A 16,588-nucleotide genomic window follows, 5' to 3' on the forward strand; every position below is an offset into this window, starting at 1 on the left:
GCGATCAGCAGCCGAGGGATAACATCAGCGATGTTGCTATGGATGCTCGCTGAAGCTGACCGCCGCTCAGTTGGAATGGGTAACGGCGAAGCAGCTTTGCATCCAGACCCACCGATTGCAGCGCCTCTTCCGCGCGCTTCTTGCGGACAGCAGAAGACTTCTCCCCATGTACCTTCTGGTATTCATCGAAGTGCCCACCAATGCTGCGAAAGGGCGTAAATGCCCCCTGATAATCTTGGAAAATGTAAGAGATGCGGCTTCCCCGCAGGGCACGCATCTGCTTCGGCTTCTGTTCAAGCAGATTGCTGCCCTCGAACAGAACACGCCCTGATGTCTGAAGGTTGGGCGGCAGGAGCTGACCAATGGCCTGCGAGAGCAGGCTTTTCCCACTACCGCTCTGTCCAACCAGAGCCATGAACTCCCCTTCGCGAACAGCTAGAGAGACTTGATTCACGATCGTACGATCTCGACTGGAGATGCTCAAATCCTCAATGGAGAGAATCATGACTGCACCTCCTTTTTCACGTCAAACCGGTCTCTCAGATAGTCACCCAGCATGTTCGCAAGTAATACAACCGATACTATCGCAAGTCCCGGATACACCATCAACTCAGGTCGGGATTGGAAGTATGGACGGGAGTCGTTCAGCATGGCACCCCATTCAGGTGTTGGGGGCTGTGCACCGAGTCCGATATAGGACAGCGAAGAGATGAGCAAAATGATTTTGCCCAGATCCAGGCTTGCCAACACAAGTACATGACCTGCAATATGCGGAAGCAGATGCTTCCTCATGATGCGTCCGTCCGATAGACCATTGGTTCGTGCTACACGAATGTAATCCTTCTGCGATTCTGACAGAACGGTACTTCGAACAAGGCGTGCGTAGCTAACCCATTTTACGATAACAATCGCCAGTACCAGATTACCGATGCCCGCACCCAGCAGTCCGCTCAGTACAATCGCAACGATGGTGTCCGGAAAGGCTAGGAAAGCATCCGCAATTCGCATGAACAGCTTGTCGATCCAGCCGCGTTTGTAGCCAGCGATTAGTCCGAACGGAATACCAATTAGCAACGCTGCGCCAAGAGCAAGCAGACTGTACCCAAGCGTCTGGCTCCCGCCAAGCAGCAGGCGGGTCAGAACATCGCGCCCAAGGTGATCGGTGCCGAGCGGATGAAGCACGCTAGCACCTTGCAATCGTCCTCGTAAATCAGTGAGGGTGTGGTCATATTTAAGAACTAAAAAGGCATACAAGGAGGCCGCGATGACCAGCAGCACAAATAACAGGCCGATAACTGCCTGCCAGCTGTGCTTTTTGGATTTTGTGACTGGATTACGCAGGGATATCGTTTTCATCGAAGGGCCTCCTTTTCCTTGAGTTTCATTTCAGGATTCAAATAACGGTAAGATAAGTCAACGAATGTATTCACAACGAACACCACGATCGCCATGATCAAAATATAACCTTGGATCAGCGGATAGTCCCGCTGACGAATCGCATCCACCACCAGCTTGCCGATGCCTGGATAAGCGAATAACACTTCAATAACTACAACCCCGCCAATCAGGCTGCCCAGGCTGACACCAAATACCGTAATGACCGGCGGCAAGCTGTGCCGGAACGCATGAAGTAAGAAAATCCGGGCTTCGGATAACCCTCTTGCCCGGGCAGAACGTACAAATTCTTGGCTAAGCGAGTCCAGCAAACTGGAGCGCAAAAGACGCACATAGACGCTGGAGATTGCAAGTCCCAGCGTCAGAGAGGGCAGAATCAGTGAGGCGAATCCATCCCGGCCCATCGTTGGCAGACTGCCAAAGCGTACGCCGAACATGTCAATCAGGATCAAGCCGAGCCAGAAGCTAGGTACTGCTGCCCCAACGATAGACAGTATACGGCTGACCTGATCAATCCAGCGACCTCGATGCAGTGCCGATAGAGATCCGAGCGGAATGGCGATCAGCAGCATTACCAACAATGCACCAATGGTCAGCTCCGCTGTCGCCGGGAGTGCTCGCATTAACGTCTGCATCACTGGTTGACCCGTGGAGTAGGATACACCGAAGTCGAGTCTTACGAAATCAAGCAGCCAGTTACCAAACTGCACGGGAAGTGAGTCGTTAAATCCCATTTCCTCTCGCATTGCTTCGACTTGCTCCTGACTGACGGATAGTTCATCCACATTCAGGATGGTAAGTACCGGATCACCGGGAGCAAGACGGATGAAGAGAAAGCTCACAAACATGATGAATAATAGAAAGATGAATACCTCTAGAAACTTTCGCAGAACAATGCGAAACATTACATCACATCCAGCTTGTTGGTAATCATGTAATACTCACTGCGTGTTGTGACCCAGTTCTTAATCTTCTTCCCGTTATATGCCACAATGGTTCCCGGATGCAGTACAAATGAGTTCAACACATGATCATGCACATAATTTGCCGCTTGCTCGGCAAGCTCGGCACGCTTCTCCGGTGCAACTGTGAGATTCAGCTCATCAATGATCTTCGTCAGTTGCGGCTCTTCCGATCCACTGAAGTTAAGCGCACCCTTCGGATGGTATGTAGCATTCAGGTAGTAACCAGCGTCTCCACGCGGAGCCGTTAGATTACTATACGTAGCGATATCCCAATCACGGTTAGACGCCATATAATCCTCAGGTGTATCGATCTGGCGAATCTGCACATCGATGCCGATCTTCTTCGCATCAGATTGGAACACTTGAGCAATCAGGGGTAGATCTGCACGAGAAGAATACGTTAAAAGTGTAAGCTGCAACGGTTTGCCGTCTTTGGTCATCACACCATTCTGTAATGTGTATCCCGCTTCGTTAAGATATTTAACTGCAACATCCGCTCCAGACTCTGTTGTAGCATCCGTGTAGGTTGGTGCAAACGGTAGGGATGGCAGGAACGGGCCAATCGCTGACTCACCGTAACCAAGCAGGATTGTGTCCACGATACCCTGACGGTCAATAAGTGCATCTAGCGCACGACGTACATTCAGATCCTTGATGCTCTCCCGCTGCATATTCATCGTCATCTGATGCACGCGGAACGTCGAAGTAGATTCTACCTTCATGCCGTCTAACGTTTGCAGTGAATCCAGACTCTCCACCTCTGGGCGATATACGATATCAACCTGTCCGGATTTCAGTGCAAGAGAGCGAGCATTCGCATCTTCATTAAACGAGAATGTCACGGAGTCGAGCGGTGAAGCACCATCCCAATATGCATCGTAACGATCTAGCTCCAGCTTACTGCCTGGTATAAAGGAAGTAAGTTTAAACGGGCCTGTACCCATCGGCTTGTTCACAATATCTGGCTCACTCACGTCAATAATGGCCGTATTCGGATTCACTAGCTCGGAAGCAAACTCCGGGAATGGCTGTGTTGTCGTGATCTCCAGTTTGTCGCCTTCAGCTTCAATCGTATCGATCTTGAGCGCATTCTGGATGGCTACATTTTCTTCTAGCGCGCGTTCAAGCGAGGCTTTCACCGCTTCCCCTGTCATTGGCTTACCATTCTGGAACGTCACATCATCTCGCAGGTCAATCGTCCAGTGCTGACCATCTTCACTCTCCCAGCTCTCCGCGAGCCAAGGTGCAACTGTCAGATTCTCTTCATCCAGACGCACCAGCGTCTCCGTAATACCCGCGCGAAGCGGTACATAGCTTGAATCCACATGAGGGTCCAGTGAACGGGTAGAGAAGTTATATAGGAAGTGTACGTTTTTGTCAGTGGATGATGACTGTGCAGCAGGGCTGGACTCAGATGCTCCACAAGCGCTCAACAATCCAGCGCCCAAGGCCAGGGAGACCAGCACCAGCAAAGGTGACTTTATATTCAAGGTAATGCCCCTCTCTCTTAATCGTAATCATTATGATTTGCAAACAATGAGTATTATCATATCGTAATGATTACGTTTTGACAAGCTATAGTTTAATGGCAAAATGCCAAAAAATCCGTCTCTCTAATGAGAGCGGATTTTTCATGTTTTTTGTTACATATGCGGGGTTGAGGGAGGGTTAAAAGAAGCCTATTAACGTTCAACCACAACTTGATACGAATTTAGAATATATGAAGTACCGTGTCTTCAGTAATGAAGGCATAGGGCAAAACCTTTTGTAAATTCTCAAATCAACCCTGCCATATCCTTCTCAATAAAATCCCCATCTAGTAATTCATAAGGCCAATCATAGATATCCGGGTTCTCTCTGCAATGTGAATTAATGATAAGTTGACCGTTAGCTCGGAGAAAGATTACGCCAGACTCACTGTCAGTCAATGCCATATCCCCGTTTAAACTCTCTTTTAGAGTATTAATCGCTTCAAATAGGCCTTGTAATCCCTCATCAGGTGAACGTGAAAAAATAGAAATAGTGATACAGTAGTTAATATTTAAATTAAGCTCTTCTCTCGTAAAACTCACTAATTCATCATCGTCTTGTACACTCGTCGAGAAATTAGGGTTCGTAATTGAGTAATAAGCCTCTTTGCATTTCATATGAGTCTCCTGAGAAAAATCTTTCAGAGAACTCAACAATAATTCTGCTAATTGTTCAGTGTCATCTTTATAAAATAGGTACAAGGATAAGTCGATACTATTCCTCCAGAAGAACTAATTATAATTAATACAATTCTTGGTTTCACTCATTTACAACTTAGTATATTTCTTAGCAGTAAGAAGCCCTGGATACGATGTCTCTAGAGTTTTAAAGGTTATATCTATCTCATCACCGACATTGAATTCAGACAGTTTTACACCACTAACCCAATATACTTCGCTATATTTGTTGGATTGAATTAATTTATTAGTATCTTCCTCAAGATCGTCTGTTGCTAGATCACTAATGACAAGAATTCTATTGTTTACTTGGTCAATATCTTTTACCGTCCCCTGAACAGACTGATCCTCTGAACTTGGAATACCGCACGCGCTCAATAATAACAAGGACATGAATATCAACAAAATCTTATATACTTTGTCCATGGTTATCCCCCTCTTCTCTACTGATTAGCCCAGGCTCTTAATCCTGCATCGCTTATATCGATTGGTTCCTGTTTGGACATATATTCAGCAGTTGCCAAAGGAAAGGCATATCCTCCTGTGATGATTTCGCCATGCTGCCTTCTAATAGTCCCACCCTTTTCAATTAGAAGAATGAGTGGTTCATATAGATCATGAAACTTCAATGCAACTTCATTGCCAGAGTCAATTAACAATAACCACTCTAAGTATGCTTCACAAGTTCCTTTAATAAAATTATTCTTTAGTTCCCCTAAGGCAGGACACTTCTCTGCTATACATGAATTAGCCTCATACCCGAGTGCCTGAGAAGCTTTGAAGAAAGGATATGACGTATTTAATTCATAGGATGTGATTAGCAATGCTGCGCGCCTGATATATTCCTGTAATAGTGCCATGTGTGACGGATCATCTACACTACCTGATTTGCTCCAGTTCATGTTATTAATTCTTGCTATACCTTTGGAAAAAGTATTCATGGATGACCTCCACAATATTACCTATGTGTTTAACCCTTCTAAATCTAGCGGTTTCATCTCAAGGAATTTACCATACCAACTATTTAACGGAATATGAGCGCTCCCTACTACATCTAGTTCTCTTGGTTCAAGTATGACTAATCCATCTTTTTTAAAGATTTGTATGAATGGTCATATATACTAACTACTCTCGAAATGATAGGTCAAATTCCCTCTCTAGCTTTAGCTTATAACCAATCAGCTGCGTCTTGCCCTTATTCAATGGTTATTCCAAATTAAATGCTCCCTCATTAGATGTCCACTGATTACTCGTTATTTAAATATAGATATTTTAGTTAAATGGTTATACATAAATAGCACTATAGTTCCTCCAAAACGTCGTTTAACATAGAATATACTATATTAGAGATCAATAGCTAAGGGTTGAGATAATGAGTAAAATACAAATTCCTGTGGATCAAATGACGCATACGGTTAGCTTATTCAAGTTAGGGCATGGGCATATGCGGCAAATCTTAGCTGGACTAAACGTCCAACTTACTCCTTTGCTTAGCAGTTTTGAAGGTGAGACAGCAGAGCGTTTTGCCCACTTATACCGTTATGCGGAAAAAAACCTAAATACTACTCTGGAGTTGCTTCACACAATATCCCTGAGATTAGAACAGATTAAAGTGCGCTTTGTGGATACAGATTCAACTATGGTTAATATATCTGCGCTTCTTGATTATCAGGCTAATCCCGGTACTCCACGCAATGATTTAGTCTGTGGCCCCAATGACCCTCGACCCAAACGAAGTGTAGAGGAGCATGTGGAAGCTTTCTTCAATCAAGCTGGAGACAATGTATTAGCAGTTGGTGATTCTGTGATTCAACTTGGAAAGGACTTTATTGAGCATCCCTTAGATACTGCAGGCAACTTTCTATACGATAATACTATTGGTACCATTAGTGATATAGGGGACGGAATTGCCTTCACATGGAACTATGCATGGGATAACGGAGATACCCGTAAACAGGCCGAGAAGCACGTTGCAGACGAATTCAATAAAATGAAGCAAGAAGGCGGAGCAGAGTATGCTGCCAATATCACTACTTCTATGCTTCTTGGACTTTTCGGCAGAAAAGTTGGGATTAAGTCTATTGATGGAAAGCAGCATCACTCACCCCATACTGATTCTGGTGGAAATAGTGAATCTAGAAAGAATCCTAACGTGGATAGTTATGAAAATGAAACTTCCTTTCATTATAGTCACGAGCCCACAAAAAGAGGCGGTAAAAGTATCTCGGATCAAATTACTGAACGTGGTTGGAATGACCAACGATTGGGTGAAGCTATTAATACACCTGCAGGTACTGTTGATTGGATTGACCAGAGAAAAGGACAAAATAATGCACCTGTTACTGTATTTTATCATCAAGATGGGGGTTACGTTGTCAGAAGAAATGATAGTGGGGAAATTATCCAGATAAGTCAGGTGGATGACCCCAATTGGAGCACATACTGGTCAGATGATGATATAAACTGGAATAAATAGAATCAAAGTCATCGTATCTATTTAAAAGGAGTGAAACAATTGTCAGATAATAATAATTGGAGTACAAATTATCCTCCCGTTGATATTAATACAGTAAAGACCGTTGAGAACAAGTGGGGGATTCGATTCCCTTCGGAATATATCAGCTTTATAACAAACTATCACGGTGGAGAGCCTACTAAACGGACGTTAAATATTGGTGAAAAAGAAGTGGCGTTCTCTTACTTTTTAACCTTTATCGCATTTGATGAACTTGATATTTTGGATGTATATAATGAGCAAAAGGGTAATCTTCCCCCTAAACATTTTCCTTTTGCTATGGATAAAGAGAGTAACTTATTTTGTTTCAACTTCAATGACACTAGGCAACCGTCTATTGTGTATGTAGAAACGATATCTTCTTCAGAACCTTCGGTATATAATGTGGCAAGTAATTTTACTGAGTTTGTCCAACAATTTAATTAAATAATCAAGCTTTTTAGTAACACGTATGGCTCTTGTTGTAATCCGTCATAGGGAAGGACAAGATTACTTATTTAGTACATGAGAAAAACAAAAGGCTGTCTACGATCTAATATCATCATAGGCAGCCTCAAAGATAGTCTATAGTTTTGAAACATCGGTAAAGCATTAACAATGTCTTCTGACATTTGTCTTTTACATATCTTCTTTCCTATACTGCTCCCCGCTCCAACACCCCAAACTCCACCCTGTTCCGCCCATTCTGCTTCGCTTGATACAACGCCTTATCTACCGCAGCAAAGAGCTGTGTCAGATACCCCTCCGCATTCTCTGGCACATGTGCATAGGCAAAATCCTCAATCGACAGAATGCCGATGCTAATCGTTGTGGACACCTGTGCAGTCCCATGATCGACCATGACTAGATTGGACTCCACCGCGAGTCTTACGCGTTCAGCGATAACATTAGCTAAGTCATGTTCGGTGTGCGGAAGGTAGATCATGAACTCCTCCCCACCATAGCGGGTTAAGATATCCGTACTGCGAATGGATTGTCTAACAGCCTCCGCTGTGCGTACGAGCACTTCATCACCAATTACATGCCCATAGCGATCGTTAATCGCCTTAAAATGATCAATGTCGAGCAGTAATAGAGAGAATGGCGTCCGGTACTGAATGTTAGTAATGACCTCATGATTCAGATGCTGGGTCAGGTATCGACGATTGTAACACTGCGTTAGGCTGTCGGTCAGCACCAGTTCTTCCAGCTTACGATTGGCCTCGGACAACTCCTGACGGATCAGATCCAGCGAATGATTACGCTCCTGAAGCGTCTCATACTGCCAATTCAACTCTTTCACATAATAGCGCTCCTGCGAGACGTCCTGAAAGGTAAGAATATGACCAATGGGCACAAGCATCGAATCGACAATCGGAGACGATTGCATAATATAGTGGTAAGCCTGGTTATTCCCCTCTACAATCACCTCAAGCTGCGATAGAACGATTTTCTTCGACCTATATTCATACAGAAACTTCTGGTAACTGCCTTCTACACGAACACCACTTAGAAATGCCTCCATATCAAAAGAATCCCCCACATGCATATCCATAAATGACCTGGAAGCTTTGTTCGCTTCAACAATAATCTCATTCTCATCCAGAACGAGGATGCCGTAAGGAATCGTGTTAATCACATCCTCATGGGCAATGGAGACCAGATCGAACACGTTATACCTTTTGATAACATAGACGAAGAACAGATCGGATAGAAAAATGCCAAGCGAGGTCATTCCGGGAATGATCGGCAACCACGGACTCAAGATCACATTCAGAATAGCATCAATAGTTGCAAAAACAGCTAACACCAGAATACCCCTGAGGGTGATTCTTACCTGATTTTTGATCATCGTAGGTGTCTTAGCTGAAGATAGCGCGCGGAATAAAATGACAAGAGAGACTAAGAAATAGCTCACCAGAATAGCCATCACTACCCAAAACCAAGGACCGTATGCCCGCTCAATATAACCGCCCTCTAGTGGAATAACAAACTCACGCCAAGGATTGGCGACCACGCCTATTGCTCCAATTAAAGCTGGAACAAAAAGCAGATACGCCCCTTTGGTACTCAATCGTTCTGCGTAGCCAGTAATGAAAATCGTCAATAATAACCAGCCACTCCCTAGTAGAGAAACAGCGACGAAAGACAACGTAACATAGAACAATTGCAAGCCGGGATCATCCGTTAACGTGATTGCAAACTGACAGAATGGCCACAATATCATCAACCCGTGAAACAGAAAATACACCTTATGTAAGTTCGTAATTCTAGCGGTAGCAAATACATACACACCTACACCAAACAATAGGACAAATAACAAGAGATCATACCATACGAGTGGGTTCACGAGCCTTCTCCTTCTTGGATGCGACAATGACTACACAGTTCATCAGCAAATAGATCTGAAATACATCTCATACGTTGCCGAACTTCATTACTTCATAAACATCTATATTGGATACTTCTAAAATAATTCTATTTACGTTCTGGTTAAATTAACCATATATTATCATACCGCTGATACGCTGAGTAGCCCAGTCGTTGGAAGTATGACCAACCTCTGATTGAAATGCTGATCTATTTTGCACTTTTGTGAAAGATTTTAAAGGTTCCACGCCAAAAAAACGTCCAGCTTTAACTGAACGCCTTCCAGCCCGTAACGGGATGAGCTTTCTATACTATTGAAAAGATCCAAACAATTCGCGCAGGTAGTCTCTCCGTCCATGCAAAATCCGGTGTATAACAACTACTCCACCAAGAATCCGATAAAAAACTAGATAGGGCTCAACAGTTATAAAACGATACCCTCTGGATATCAGGTTATATTCATCTTCTTGCAGTACCGATCCCAAATTAGTAAATTCAGCAAGATTAGCTATGGAATTATCAAGCTTCTGTAGCATGTTGTCCGCGGCAGAAGCATTATCATGTGATATATATGAAAAAATTTCGTCCAAGTCATCTACAGCAGCTGGAGAATAATTGATTTTACTTTTTGGATTCATTTATTTTTCTCCGCATTCTAGCCATGACTTGGTCATGATCAAGCAGTTCTTCACCTTCAGCAACCTGTTTTTCCGCAACCAACAATTTTGATTGGAGCTTGTATCTAGCCTCCATTCTCCGGTATGCTTCATGACTCATTACGACCAGGTCTGCTTCGCCATTACGGGTAAGGACAACCGGTTCATCAAGTTCATGGCAAAATTTCGAGAAGCCATTATAATCTTGGCGAATTGTTGTGGAGGGCTTTATGTGCATAATCAAAACTCCTTTCTCACATTACTTTATTATGACATTATTATATCATTATAATAAATAAAATTTCTAATTTTTTGTATATAATACCCGATTTATCTTTTTGATAACGGCTCATTATCCGAGAAAAGAGCCGGGTTATCCTTCAACATCTCCGTAAGCACCTCGGTTGTTCTAGCAGCATCACACACGCTGGCGACTGCATCGCCGAAGCTTCCTTTATGCATCGCACCTTCTTGAACCAGCACCTCATCCACCTTCCAGAAATGCTCTGACCAAGATAATCCGCAATGTCTGCGGGAAGGCACCGAGATTTTAGTTCCATCTGGCAAAACGGTGTACAACATCTCATGTTCATCGGTCATTCTGCCTGGAATGTCCACCCACTCCTCGATACCATGGATAAACGTATTTCGTTTCAAATCCACGCCCACGAGCAATATTGTCGCTTTGCGATCAAGCAACTTCCCCCATGCCGAGCCCCGCGCACATGGCGTATCGAAGAGATGGTCGTCCTCTGTGAACGCCCGTGCGTCCTTACCTAATGCTGCGACAGAATGTGTAGGGTGCCAAGAACGAACCACGTTAGGACGTTTGCGGAACAGCTCTGGTAGAATCCCCACACAACAGGAAGACGTTTCCACGTGGAACAATGGATTGATTTTGTTAATAGTAGACCATGTATGCGTAGGCAAAACGAGCAATCCATCCTTCATATATTCACTCAACGCATCCAGCACAGTATCAGCGCCACCTTCCACCTCCCCCATACTTTTCATGGAAGAATGCATTAGCAGTGTTCCCTGTTTATCAATACCTAGTTGCTCTAGCTGTCTCAGCAAACTTTCTTTCGTGTACATATCCTTCCTCCTTGTCCAAGGTATAACTCCCATGACTATCCTAATTAATTATGCTTGTTGCACACCTCTCATCATTTTGAGGAGCGTTTGGTCTGCACATGCCTCAGCCAGATCTATAGGTGTTGTTCCATCTCGATCCTTAGCATATAGATCCACACCATATTCTAATAACACTTTGATAGCATCGGCATTTTCTGCACTTACAGCTCTATGTAACGCCGTTTGCTTACAATCGTTTCTACTTTCTTGATCAGCACCGTTATTTAAAAGAAATCGCATCGCCACCACATTATTGTAATCAGCAAAGTTATGGAGCGGCGGAAAGGCTTTCCCTTCTTGATCCATATCACTGCCAAACTTTAGAATGCCTTCTAACAAGTTTCCATCTGTGCAATGAAGGGCAATACTAAATCCCTTTTTACCCACTTCTTTTGTATACACATCTGGAAAGTCAGACTGAATATAGTTCACAATATCTGGTGAGTGTTCAAATGCAATTTCAAGAGGTGTTCGCGTAAGCGCGCGTTTCCCCACGGTTGCCCCTTTTTCCGCTAACAGTTGAAATGCTCCCAAATTATTGTGCCTACTACAAAACTGCAATGGTGTTCCACAATTTTTAAGCACTTTATCTAGATGAGACTTCTTGGCATTAGCTGCTAAAGCTCTGATTCTTTCCATCTCATTCATGTAACATGCGAATACTAGCGTGTCTTTAACTTGCTCCGCTTTTAGCGACTGTTGCAGAACTACCTTTCGATCCTCTTCCCACGGTTCCAAACCATATCTCTGATATACAATTAACTCCAAAACATCCATGTCATAAATTTCAGGATTCATATCATGTACTAAGCCATACTCAACCAAGCTGCCTTCGCTTACCCTAATACAGAGAACACCCTTTCCTTGCATAATGTCCGTATTCTTGTTGATATACTTGTCAAATAAATGGATCGTCATATCTCCGTCATACGAGAAAAATTGATTTTCTATCATGCGATAGTACCCGCTCGTGAATGCATTTTGAGTACCCAAGATTAAATATGTATAGGTTTGTCCACTTAATATTGGGTCATTAACTATCGCATTGACTAACTCCTGTATATCCTCCATCGAAAACAACTCTCCGTTCCGATTGTATTGTGCCTTTCTCACAAATCATTCCAAGTAAACTACCTTCTAGGAACTATTATAGCAAACTCATCCTAGCGCTCTTAGCCGTAGGAGAATAAAAATTAACTAAGATTTCTCAACGTAACACTAAACCAATCCTAAGCCACCTACTAAACGAAGGCATAGCATGATAAAGAGCCGAGGCTAACCCCCGGCTCCAATATAGTTGATCGATTATGAATTCATAATTCTATAAATACCACATTATTTAATAACAACATAATCCAGGTTAACGAGCTTCGCGTACGTGATGATCTGGTCTGTTGTCAGGTTCAAGGATACAACCGTATGGTGACCGCCACCATTTTCGATCCATGCCTTCACTCCGTCTTGGAAGTTAGGCTTCACGTTCCAAAGCACACGTGCTACTGGCAGATTAGGTGCTGGAACCGTCGGCTCGAATGCAGACACTTCGTTGATCAGCAATTTGTAGTGGGTACCGAAGTCAGCCATCGATACCACAACGCCTTCGCCTGCTTTACCGTCGAATACAAGACGTGCTGGATCTTCACGATCGCCAATTCCCAGTGGTGACACGATAATTCTTGGTTTGGTGCTAGCGAGTGTTGGATCAACTTCAAGCATGTGAGATTGCAGGATTGCTTCTTGGCCTGCTGCCATCTCGTATGTGTAATCCTCCATGAAGCCTGTGTTTTCATTGTGAGCCATGATTTTCAGCAAACGGTCAAGCGCTGCTGTTTTCCAGTCACCCTCACCAGCGAATCCATAACCTTGAGCCATCAGGCGTTGTACAGCCAGACCTGGAAGCTGCTTCATGCCATGCAGATCTTCGAAGTTGGTTGTGAAGGCACTGTATCCACCTTCGTCCAAGAAACGTTTGATCGCAATCTCATAGCTAGCTTGCACACGCACACTTGCTTCCCATGCTTCCTTGCTATTCGTACCATAGTCGAACTCATACAGCTCTGCATATTGAGCGATAAGATCATCGATCTCTTGCTCAGTTACAGCATTCACGTATTGAACGAGATCACCGATACCGAAGTAGTCCACTGTCCATCCGAACTGGATCTGCGCCTCTACTTTGTCGCCTTCCGTTACACCTACGTTGCGCATGTTGTCACCGAAGCGAGCAACTTTGAGGTTATAACCTTCGTTATACGCTACCGCTACGTCCATCCAATCGGCAACTTGTTGCTGTACTTCTGGGCGTTCCCAGTAGCCAACAACGATTTTATTTTGTTTTTTCAGGCGCGCATTGATGAAACCATATTCCCGGTCACCGTGTGCCGCTTGGTTCAAGTTCATGAAGTCCATGTCGATGGTAGCCCATGGAATGCTCTCATTAAATTGAGTTGCCAAGTGAAGCAGTGGCTTTTGCAGCAATTTCGTACCACGAATCCACATTTTTGCTGGGGAGAAGGTATGCATCCATGTGATCACACCCGCTACTTCGTCACGGTAGTTCACTTCTTTCATAATGCTCGTGATTTTATCTGCGCTTACAGCCAGATCCTGCAATACGAGTGGGTAAGGGAGCACGCCGCTTGCGTTAAGGGCATCCGTAATTTTCTGTGCATTTGCTTTAACTTCACCTAGTGCTTCTTCTCCGTACAGATGCTGTGAACCTACGACAAACCAGAATTCTTTCGCTGCTGTTGCTGACATGTAATCATCCTCATCTCATTTTTATAGTTGAACATATGGGTTTACACTTGCCACTTCGATGTCAGAACAACCTTCCTATCGCTGTTATCCCCAGATTTTTTGATTCCCTTCTCCAAAGGGGAAAATCCGGGGATAAAGGCGAACGCTCCGCTTCTTCAGGTTATTTCTGCCCTCTCCGTTATCGTGTAAAAAGTATAGTTGAACACAAGCCATTCCCACAATAAACCACTTGGAAGTTAGAACACACTTCCTATCACCCTTATAACCACATTACTTCTGACCGTAGTACGCATCCTTGCCGTGTTTCCGCAGATAGTGTTTATCGAGGATGCCCTGTGGCAGTTCCTTCGCAAAGTTGTTCAGCTGGCGCGCGTACAGGTTCATTTTGCACACTTCCTCTAGTACGACGCTGTTCACGACGGCCGACTTAGCGTCTTTGCCCCACGTGAACGGTGCATGACCATGCAGCAGGACAGCCGGAATGGCCATAACATCCAGTCCGCGTTGTTCAAATGTCTCAATAATAACGCGTCCTGTCTCCGCTTCGTATCCACGATCAATCTCGTCCTGGTTCAGGAAACGTGCACAGGGTACAGATCCGTAGAACGTATCGGCATGGGTTGTACCCATGACAGGTACGTCTAGACCCGCCTGCGCCCAGATCGTGGCCCACGTGGAGTGCGTGTGTACGATGCCGCCAATCTCTTTGAAATGCTTATATAGAACGGCATGGGTTGCGGTATCCGAGGAAGGTCTCATCTCCCCTCAACTACGTTACCGTCGAGATCGACGACAACCATGTCGCTGGCTTTCATTTTTTCATAATCGACTCCGCTTGGTTTAATGACGAATAGACCGCTTTCCCGATCAACCGCGCTGACGTTACCCCAAGTGAATTTCACCAAACCGTGCTTTGGCAGTTCCAGATTCGCCTGGAATACCTCTTCCTTCAGTTGCTCTAGCATGTTATTCCCTCCCGTTCTCTACCAGATGCTCTACAGCTGCGTGCTCAATTGCGATTCCACTCCGGTAGCGTTCGATAAATGCTTCGAATCCCTTCACATCGGCCGCCTCCGGTGCCACCTCGACACCTTCTACATCCTTGAATACCTTCTGCTCCAGGAAAACATCCAACGTCTCTTGCTGACCTTGATTAATCAGGTACGAAGCAAGCAATGCCATTCCCCATGCGCCACCTTCGCCAGCTGTGGACATGACGGATACTGGAACGTTCATCGCTGCGGCTACAATTCGCTGTCCCACCACAGGCGTTTTGAACAATCCACCATGTGCCAAAATGCTATCAATGGCTACCTGCTCCTTCTCGGTAAGAATATCCATACCGATCTTGAGTGCGCCAAAGGCACTAAACAGATGCGTACGCATGAAGTTCGCCAGGTTGAACTTGCTCTCTGGAGAACGGACAAACAGCGGACGACCATGCTCCAGACCTGTAATATTTTCACCCGAGTAGTAACCGTAGCTGAGCAATCCGCCGCCATCTGGATCAGCCTCTAACGCCTTGTTAAACAACACGCTGAACAGTTTGCCGGAATCCACCTCGATACCCATTGCCTCAGCGAATTCACGGAACAGTCCGATCCACGCATTAATGTCACTGGAACAGTTGTTGGCATGCACCATGCCGACCGGGCTACCATCTGGGGTAGTTACCATGTCGATCTCGGGATACACACTGGACAATTCCTTCTCAAGTACGATCATCGCGAATACGGATGTACCGACCGAGATGTTCCCTGTACGTTTCCGCACACTGTTCGTCGCCACCATCCCCGTACCTGCGTCACCCTCTGGCGCACAGAGCGGAATACCCGTAACCAAGTCCCCTGAAGGATCAAGCAGCTTGGCTCCTGCTTCATTCAATTCACCTGCATGTTCACCTGCAAGGTATACCTTAGGCAGCAAATCCTCTACTTTCCACGGATATCCTTTGCCAGCGATATGTTCATTGAACTGGTTTACCATGGATGGATGGTAGCTATGCGTAGCTTCGTCGATTGGGAACATCCCCGATGCATCACCAATACCAATCGCTTTATTACCTGTCAGTAACCAGTGGATGTAACCCGCCAGCGTAGTCATATAATCAATCTGAGGCACATGCTCTTCTTGATTCAAAATGGCCTGGTACAGGTGAGCAATACTCCAGCGCTCTGGAATATTGAACTGCAACAGGTTGGTTAATTCCCGCGCCGCTGCTCCAGTAGTGGAGTTACGCCATGTCCGGAACGGTACCAGCAATTCTCCTGCTTTATCTAGAGCAATGTATCCATGCATCATCGCTGAGAATCCAATCGATCCGATCGTTGTCAGCGTAATTCCATACTTCTGCTGCACATCCTCTTTCAGCTCACGATAAGCCGTCTGTAGACCTGTGATGATGTCCTCCTGGTTGTACGTCCAATATCCGTCTTTCAGCAGGTTCTCCCACTCATAACTGCCTGACGCAATCGTTTCAAAACGCTCATCGATCAGTACCGCTTTAATCCGCGTTGATCCAAGTTCAATCCCAAGTGAGGTAGCTCCCTTGGCAATGGCTTCTTTAATATCCAGATGACTCATATTCCCGCGTATCCCCTCTCTGGT

General features: G+C 44.9%; 16 protein-coding genes and 1 pseudogene. 2 read left to right on the top strand and 15 right to left on the bottom strand.

The window, feature by feature from the left end; translation table 11 throughout:
- Positions 1 to 4 precede the first annotated feature (4 nt).
- From DMB88_RS32270 to DMB88_RS29575, 7 genes are all read right to left on the bottom strand, one after another.
- Entirely contained in the window at positions 5 to 505 is a 501-nt protein-coding gene (locus tag DMB88_RS32270) for an ATP-binding cassette domain-containing protein (protein WP_368028236.1), read from the bottom strand.
- Positions 502 to 1,356 carry a nickel transporter permease gene (nikC, locus tag DMB88_RS29550; protein WP_128104159.1) on the bottom strand — a complete coding sequence of 285 codons (855 nt, stop codon included), beginning with the start codon at positions 1,354 to 1,356 and terminating at the stop codon, positions 502 to 504. Before nikC ends, DMB88_RS32270 begins: the two co-directional genes overlap by 4 nt.
- Entirely contained in the window at positions 1,353 to 2,300 is a 948-nt protein-coding gene (nikB, locus tag DMB88_RS29555; protein ID WP_128104160.1) for a nickel ABC transporter permease, read from the bottom strand. Before nikB ends, nikC begins: the two co-directional genes overlap by 4 nt.
- Positions 2,300 to 3,850, bottom strand: a complete 1,551-nt coding sequence (nikA, locus tag DMB88_RS29560) for a nickel ABC transporter substrate-binding protein (RefSeq protein WP_128104161.1) — start codon at positions 3,848 to 3,850, stop codon at positions 2,300 to 2,302. The genes nikB and nikA overlap by 1 nt, the downstream gene beginning before the upstream one ends.
- Positions 3,851 to 4,135: 285 nt before the next feature.
- Positions 4,136 to 4,507, bottom strand: coding sequence for a hypothetical protein (locus DMB88_RS29565; protein WP_128104162.1), 372 nt, complete (start codon positions 4,505 to 4,507; stop codon positions 4,136 to 4,138).
- A 150-nt stretch (positions 4,508 to 4,657) separates the two neighbouring features.
- Positions 4,658 to 4,993, bottom strand: coding sequence for a DUF3221 domain-containing protein (locus DMB88_RS29570; protein ID WP_128104163.1), 336 nt, complete (start codon positions 4,991 to 4,993; stop codon positions 4,658 to 4,660).
- 17 nt (positions 4,994 to 5,010) lie between these two features.
- The gene (locus tag DMB88_RS29575) at positions 5,011 to 5,508 is read right to left on the bottom strand and encodes a hypothetical protein (protein WP_128104164.1); all 498 of its coding nucleotides are present in this window, start codon (positions 5,506 to 5,508) and stop codon (positions 5,011 to 5,013) included.
- A 431-nt stretch (positions 5,509 to 5,939) separates the two neighbouring features.
- On the opposite strand from DMB88_RS29575, the gene DMB88_RS29580 reads away from it, so the two are divergent.
- Positions 5,940 to 7,043 (top strand): colicin E5-related ribonuclease, encoded by a 1,104-nt coding sequence (locus DMB88_RS29580; RefSeq protein ID WP_128104165.1) that lies wholly within the window; start codon positions 5,940 to 5,942, stop codon positions 7,041 to 7,043.
- A gap of 39 nt (positions 7,044 to 7,082) precedes the next feature.
- On the top strand, positions 7,083 to 7,508 hold the full coding sequence (locus tag DMB88_RS29585; RefSeq protein WP_164848823.1) for an SMI1/KNR4 family protein: 426 nt from the start codon (positions 7,083 to 7,085) through the stop codon (positions 7,506 to 7,508).
- A 208-nt stretch (positions 7,509 to 7,716) separates the two neighbouring features.
- Here DMB88_RS29585 and DMB88_RS29590 read toward each other — a convergent pair whose 3' ends face one another.
- The 8 genes and pseudogenes from DMB88_RS29590 to DMB88_RS29625 form a co-directional block, all read right to left on the bottom strand.
- Positions 7,717 to 9,411 (bottom strand): histidine kinase N-terminal 7TM domain-containing diguanylate cyclase, encoded by a 1,695-nt coding sequence (locus DMB88_RS29590; protein WP_128104167.1) that lies wholly within the window; start codon positions 9,409 to 9,411, stop codon positions 7,717 to 7,719.
- 331 nt (positions 9,412 to 9,742) lie between these two features.
- A complete protein-coding gene (locus DMB88_RS29595) occupies positions 9,743 to 10,069 on the bottom strand; it encodes a type II toxin-antitoxin system RelE/ParE family toxin (RefSeq protein WP_128104168.1) in 327 nt (108 codons plus the stop codon).
- Complete coding sequence (locus DMB88_RS29600) at positions 10,053 to 10,325, bottom strand: type II toxin-antitoxin system Phd/YefM family antitoxin (RefSeq protein WP_128104169.1); 273 nt, start codon at positions 10,323 to 10,325, stop codon at positions 10,053 to 10,055. Before DMB88_RS29600 ends, DMB88_RS29595 begins: the two co-directional genes overlap by 17 nt.
- A gap of 92 nt (positions 10,326 to 10,417) precedes the next feature.
- A complete protein-coding gene (locus DMB88_RS29605) occupies positions 10,418 to 11,182 on the bottom strand; it encodes an AAC(3) family N-acetyltransferase (RefSeq protein WP_128104170.1) in 765 nt (254 codons plus the stop codon).
- Positions 11,183 to 11,230: 48 nt separating this feature from the next.
- Positions 11,231 to 12,292, bottom strand: a complete 1,062-nt coding sequence (locus DMB88_RS29610; RefSeq protein WP_128104171.1) for an ankyrin repeat domain-containing protein — start codon at positions 12,290 to 12,292, stop codon at positions 11,231 to 11,233.
- Between the two features lie 264 nt (positions 12,293 to 12,556).
- The gene (gene araA, locus DMB88_RS29615) at positions 12,557 to 13,981 is read right to left on the bottom strand and encodes an L-arabinose isomerase (RefSeq protein ID WP_128104172.1); all 1,425 of its coding nucleotides are present in this window, start codon (positions 13,979 to 13,981) and stop codon (positions 12,557 to 12,559) included.
- 270 nt (positions 13,982 to 14,251) lie between these two features.
- Positions 14,252 to 14,946, bottom strand: a pseudogene (locus DMB88_RS29620) (L-ribulose-5-phosphate 4-epimerase).
- 1 nt (position 14,947) lies between these two features.
- A complete protein-coding gene (locus DMB88_RS29625; RefSeq protein WP_128104173.1) occupies positions 14,948 to 16,564 on the bottom strand; it encodes a xylulokinase in 1,617 nt (538 codons plus the stop codon).
- Positions 16,565 to 16,588 lie beyond the last annotated feature (24 nt).

Origin of the sequence: Paenibacillus sp. DCT19 (assembly GCF_003268635.1) — a bacterium.
Taxonomy (GTDB): Bacteria; Bacillota; Bacilli; order Paenibacillales; family Paenibacillaceae; genus Paenibacillus.

Bases quoted from the DNA above. Each gene is read 5' to 3' on its own strand.
- DMB88_RS29600 (WP_128104169.1), bottom strand. From the start codon at position 10,325: ATGCACATAAAGCCCTCCACAACAATTCGCCAAGATTATAATGGCTTC.
- araA (WP_128104172.1), bottom strand. From the start codon at position 13,981: ATGTCAGCAACAGCAGCGAAAGAATTCTGGTTTGTCGTAGGTTCACAG.
- DMB88_RS29595 (WP_128104168.1), bottom strand. From the start codon at position 10,069: ATGAATCCAAAAAGTAAAATCAATTATTCTCCAGCTGCTGTAGATGAC.
- DMB88_RS29605 (WP_128104170.1), bottom strand. From the start codon at position 11,182: ATGTACACGAAAGAAAGTTTGCTGAGACAGCTAGAGCAACTAGGTATT.
- DMB88_RS29565 (WP_128104162.1), bottom strand. From the start codon at position 4,507: ATGAAATGCAAAGAGGCTTATTACTCAATTACGAACCCTAATTTCTCG.
- DMB88_RS29575 (WP_128104164.1), bottom strand. From the start codon at position 5,508: ATGAATACTTTTTCCAAAGGTATAGCAAGAATTAATAACATGAACTGG.
- nikC (WP_128104159.1), bottom strand. From the start codon at position 1,356: ATGAAAACGATATCCCTGCGTAATCCAGTCACAAAATCCAAAAAGCAC.
- DMB88_RS32270 (WP_368028236.1), bottom strand. From the start codon at position 505: ATGATTCTCTCCATTGAGGATTTGAGCATCTCCAGTCGAGATCGTACG.
- DMB88_RS29625 (WP_128104173.1), bottom strand. From the start codon at position 16,564: ATGAGTCATCTGGATATTAAAGAAGCCATTGCCAAGGGAGCTACCTCA.
- nikB (WP_128104160.1), bottom strand. From the start codon at position 2,300: ATGTTTCGCATTGTTCTGCGAAAGTTTCTAGAGGTATTCATCTTTCTA.
- DMB88_RS29580 (WP_128104165.1), top strand. From the start codon at position 5,940: ATGAGTAAAATACAAATTCCTGTGGATCAAATGACGCATACGGTTAGC.
- DMB88_RS29610 (WP_128104171.1), bottom strand. From the start codon at position 12,292: ATGGAGGATATACAGGAGTTAGTCAATGCGATAGTTAATGACCCAATA.
- DMB88_RS29570 (WP_128104163.1), bottom strand. From the start codon at position 4,993: ATGGACAAAGTATATAAGATTTTGTTGATATTCATGTCCTTGTTATTA.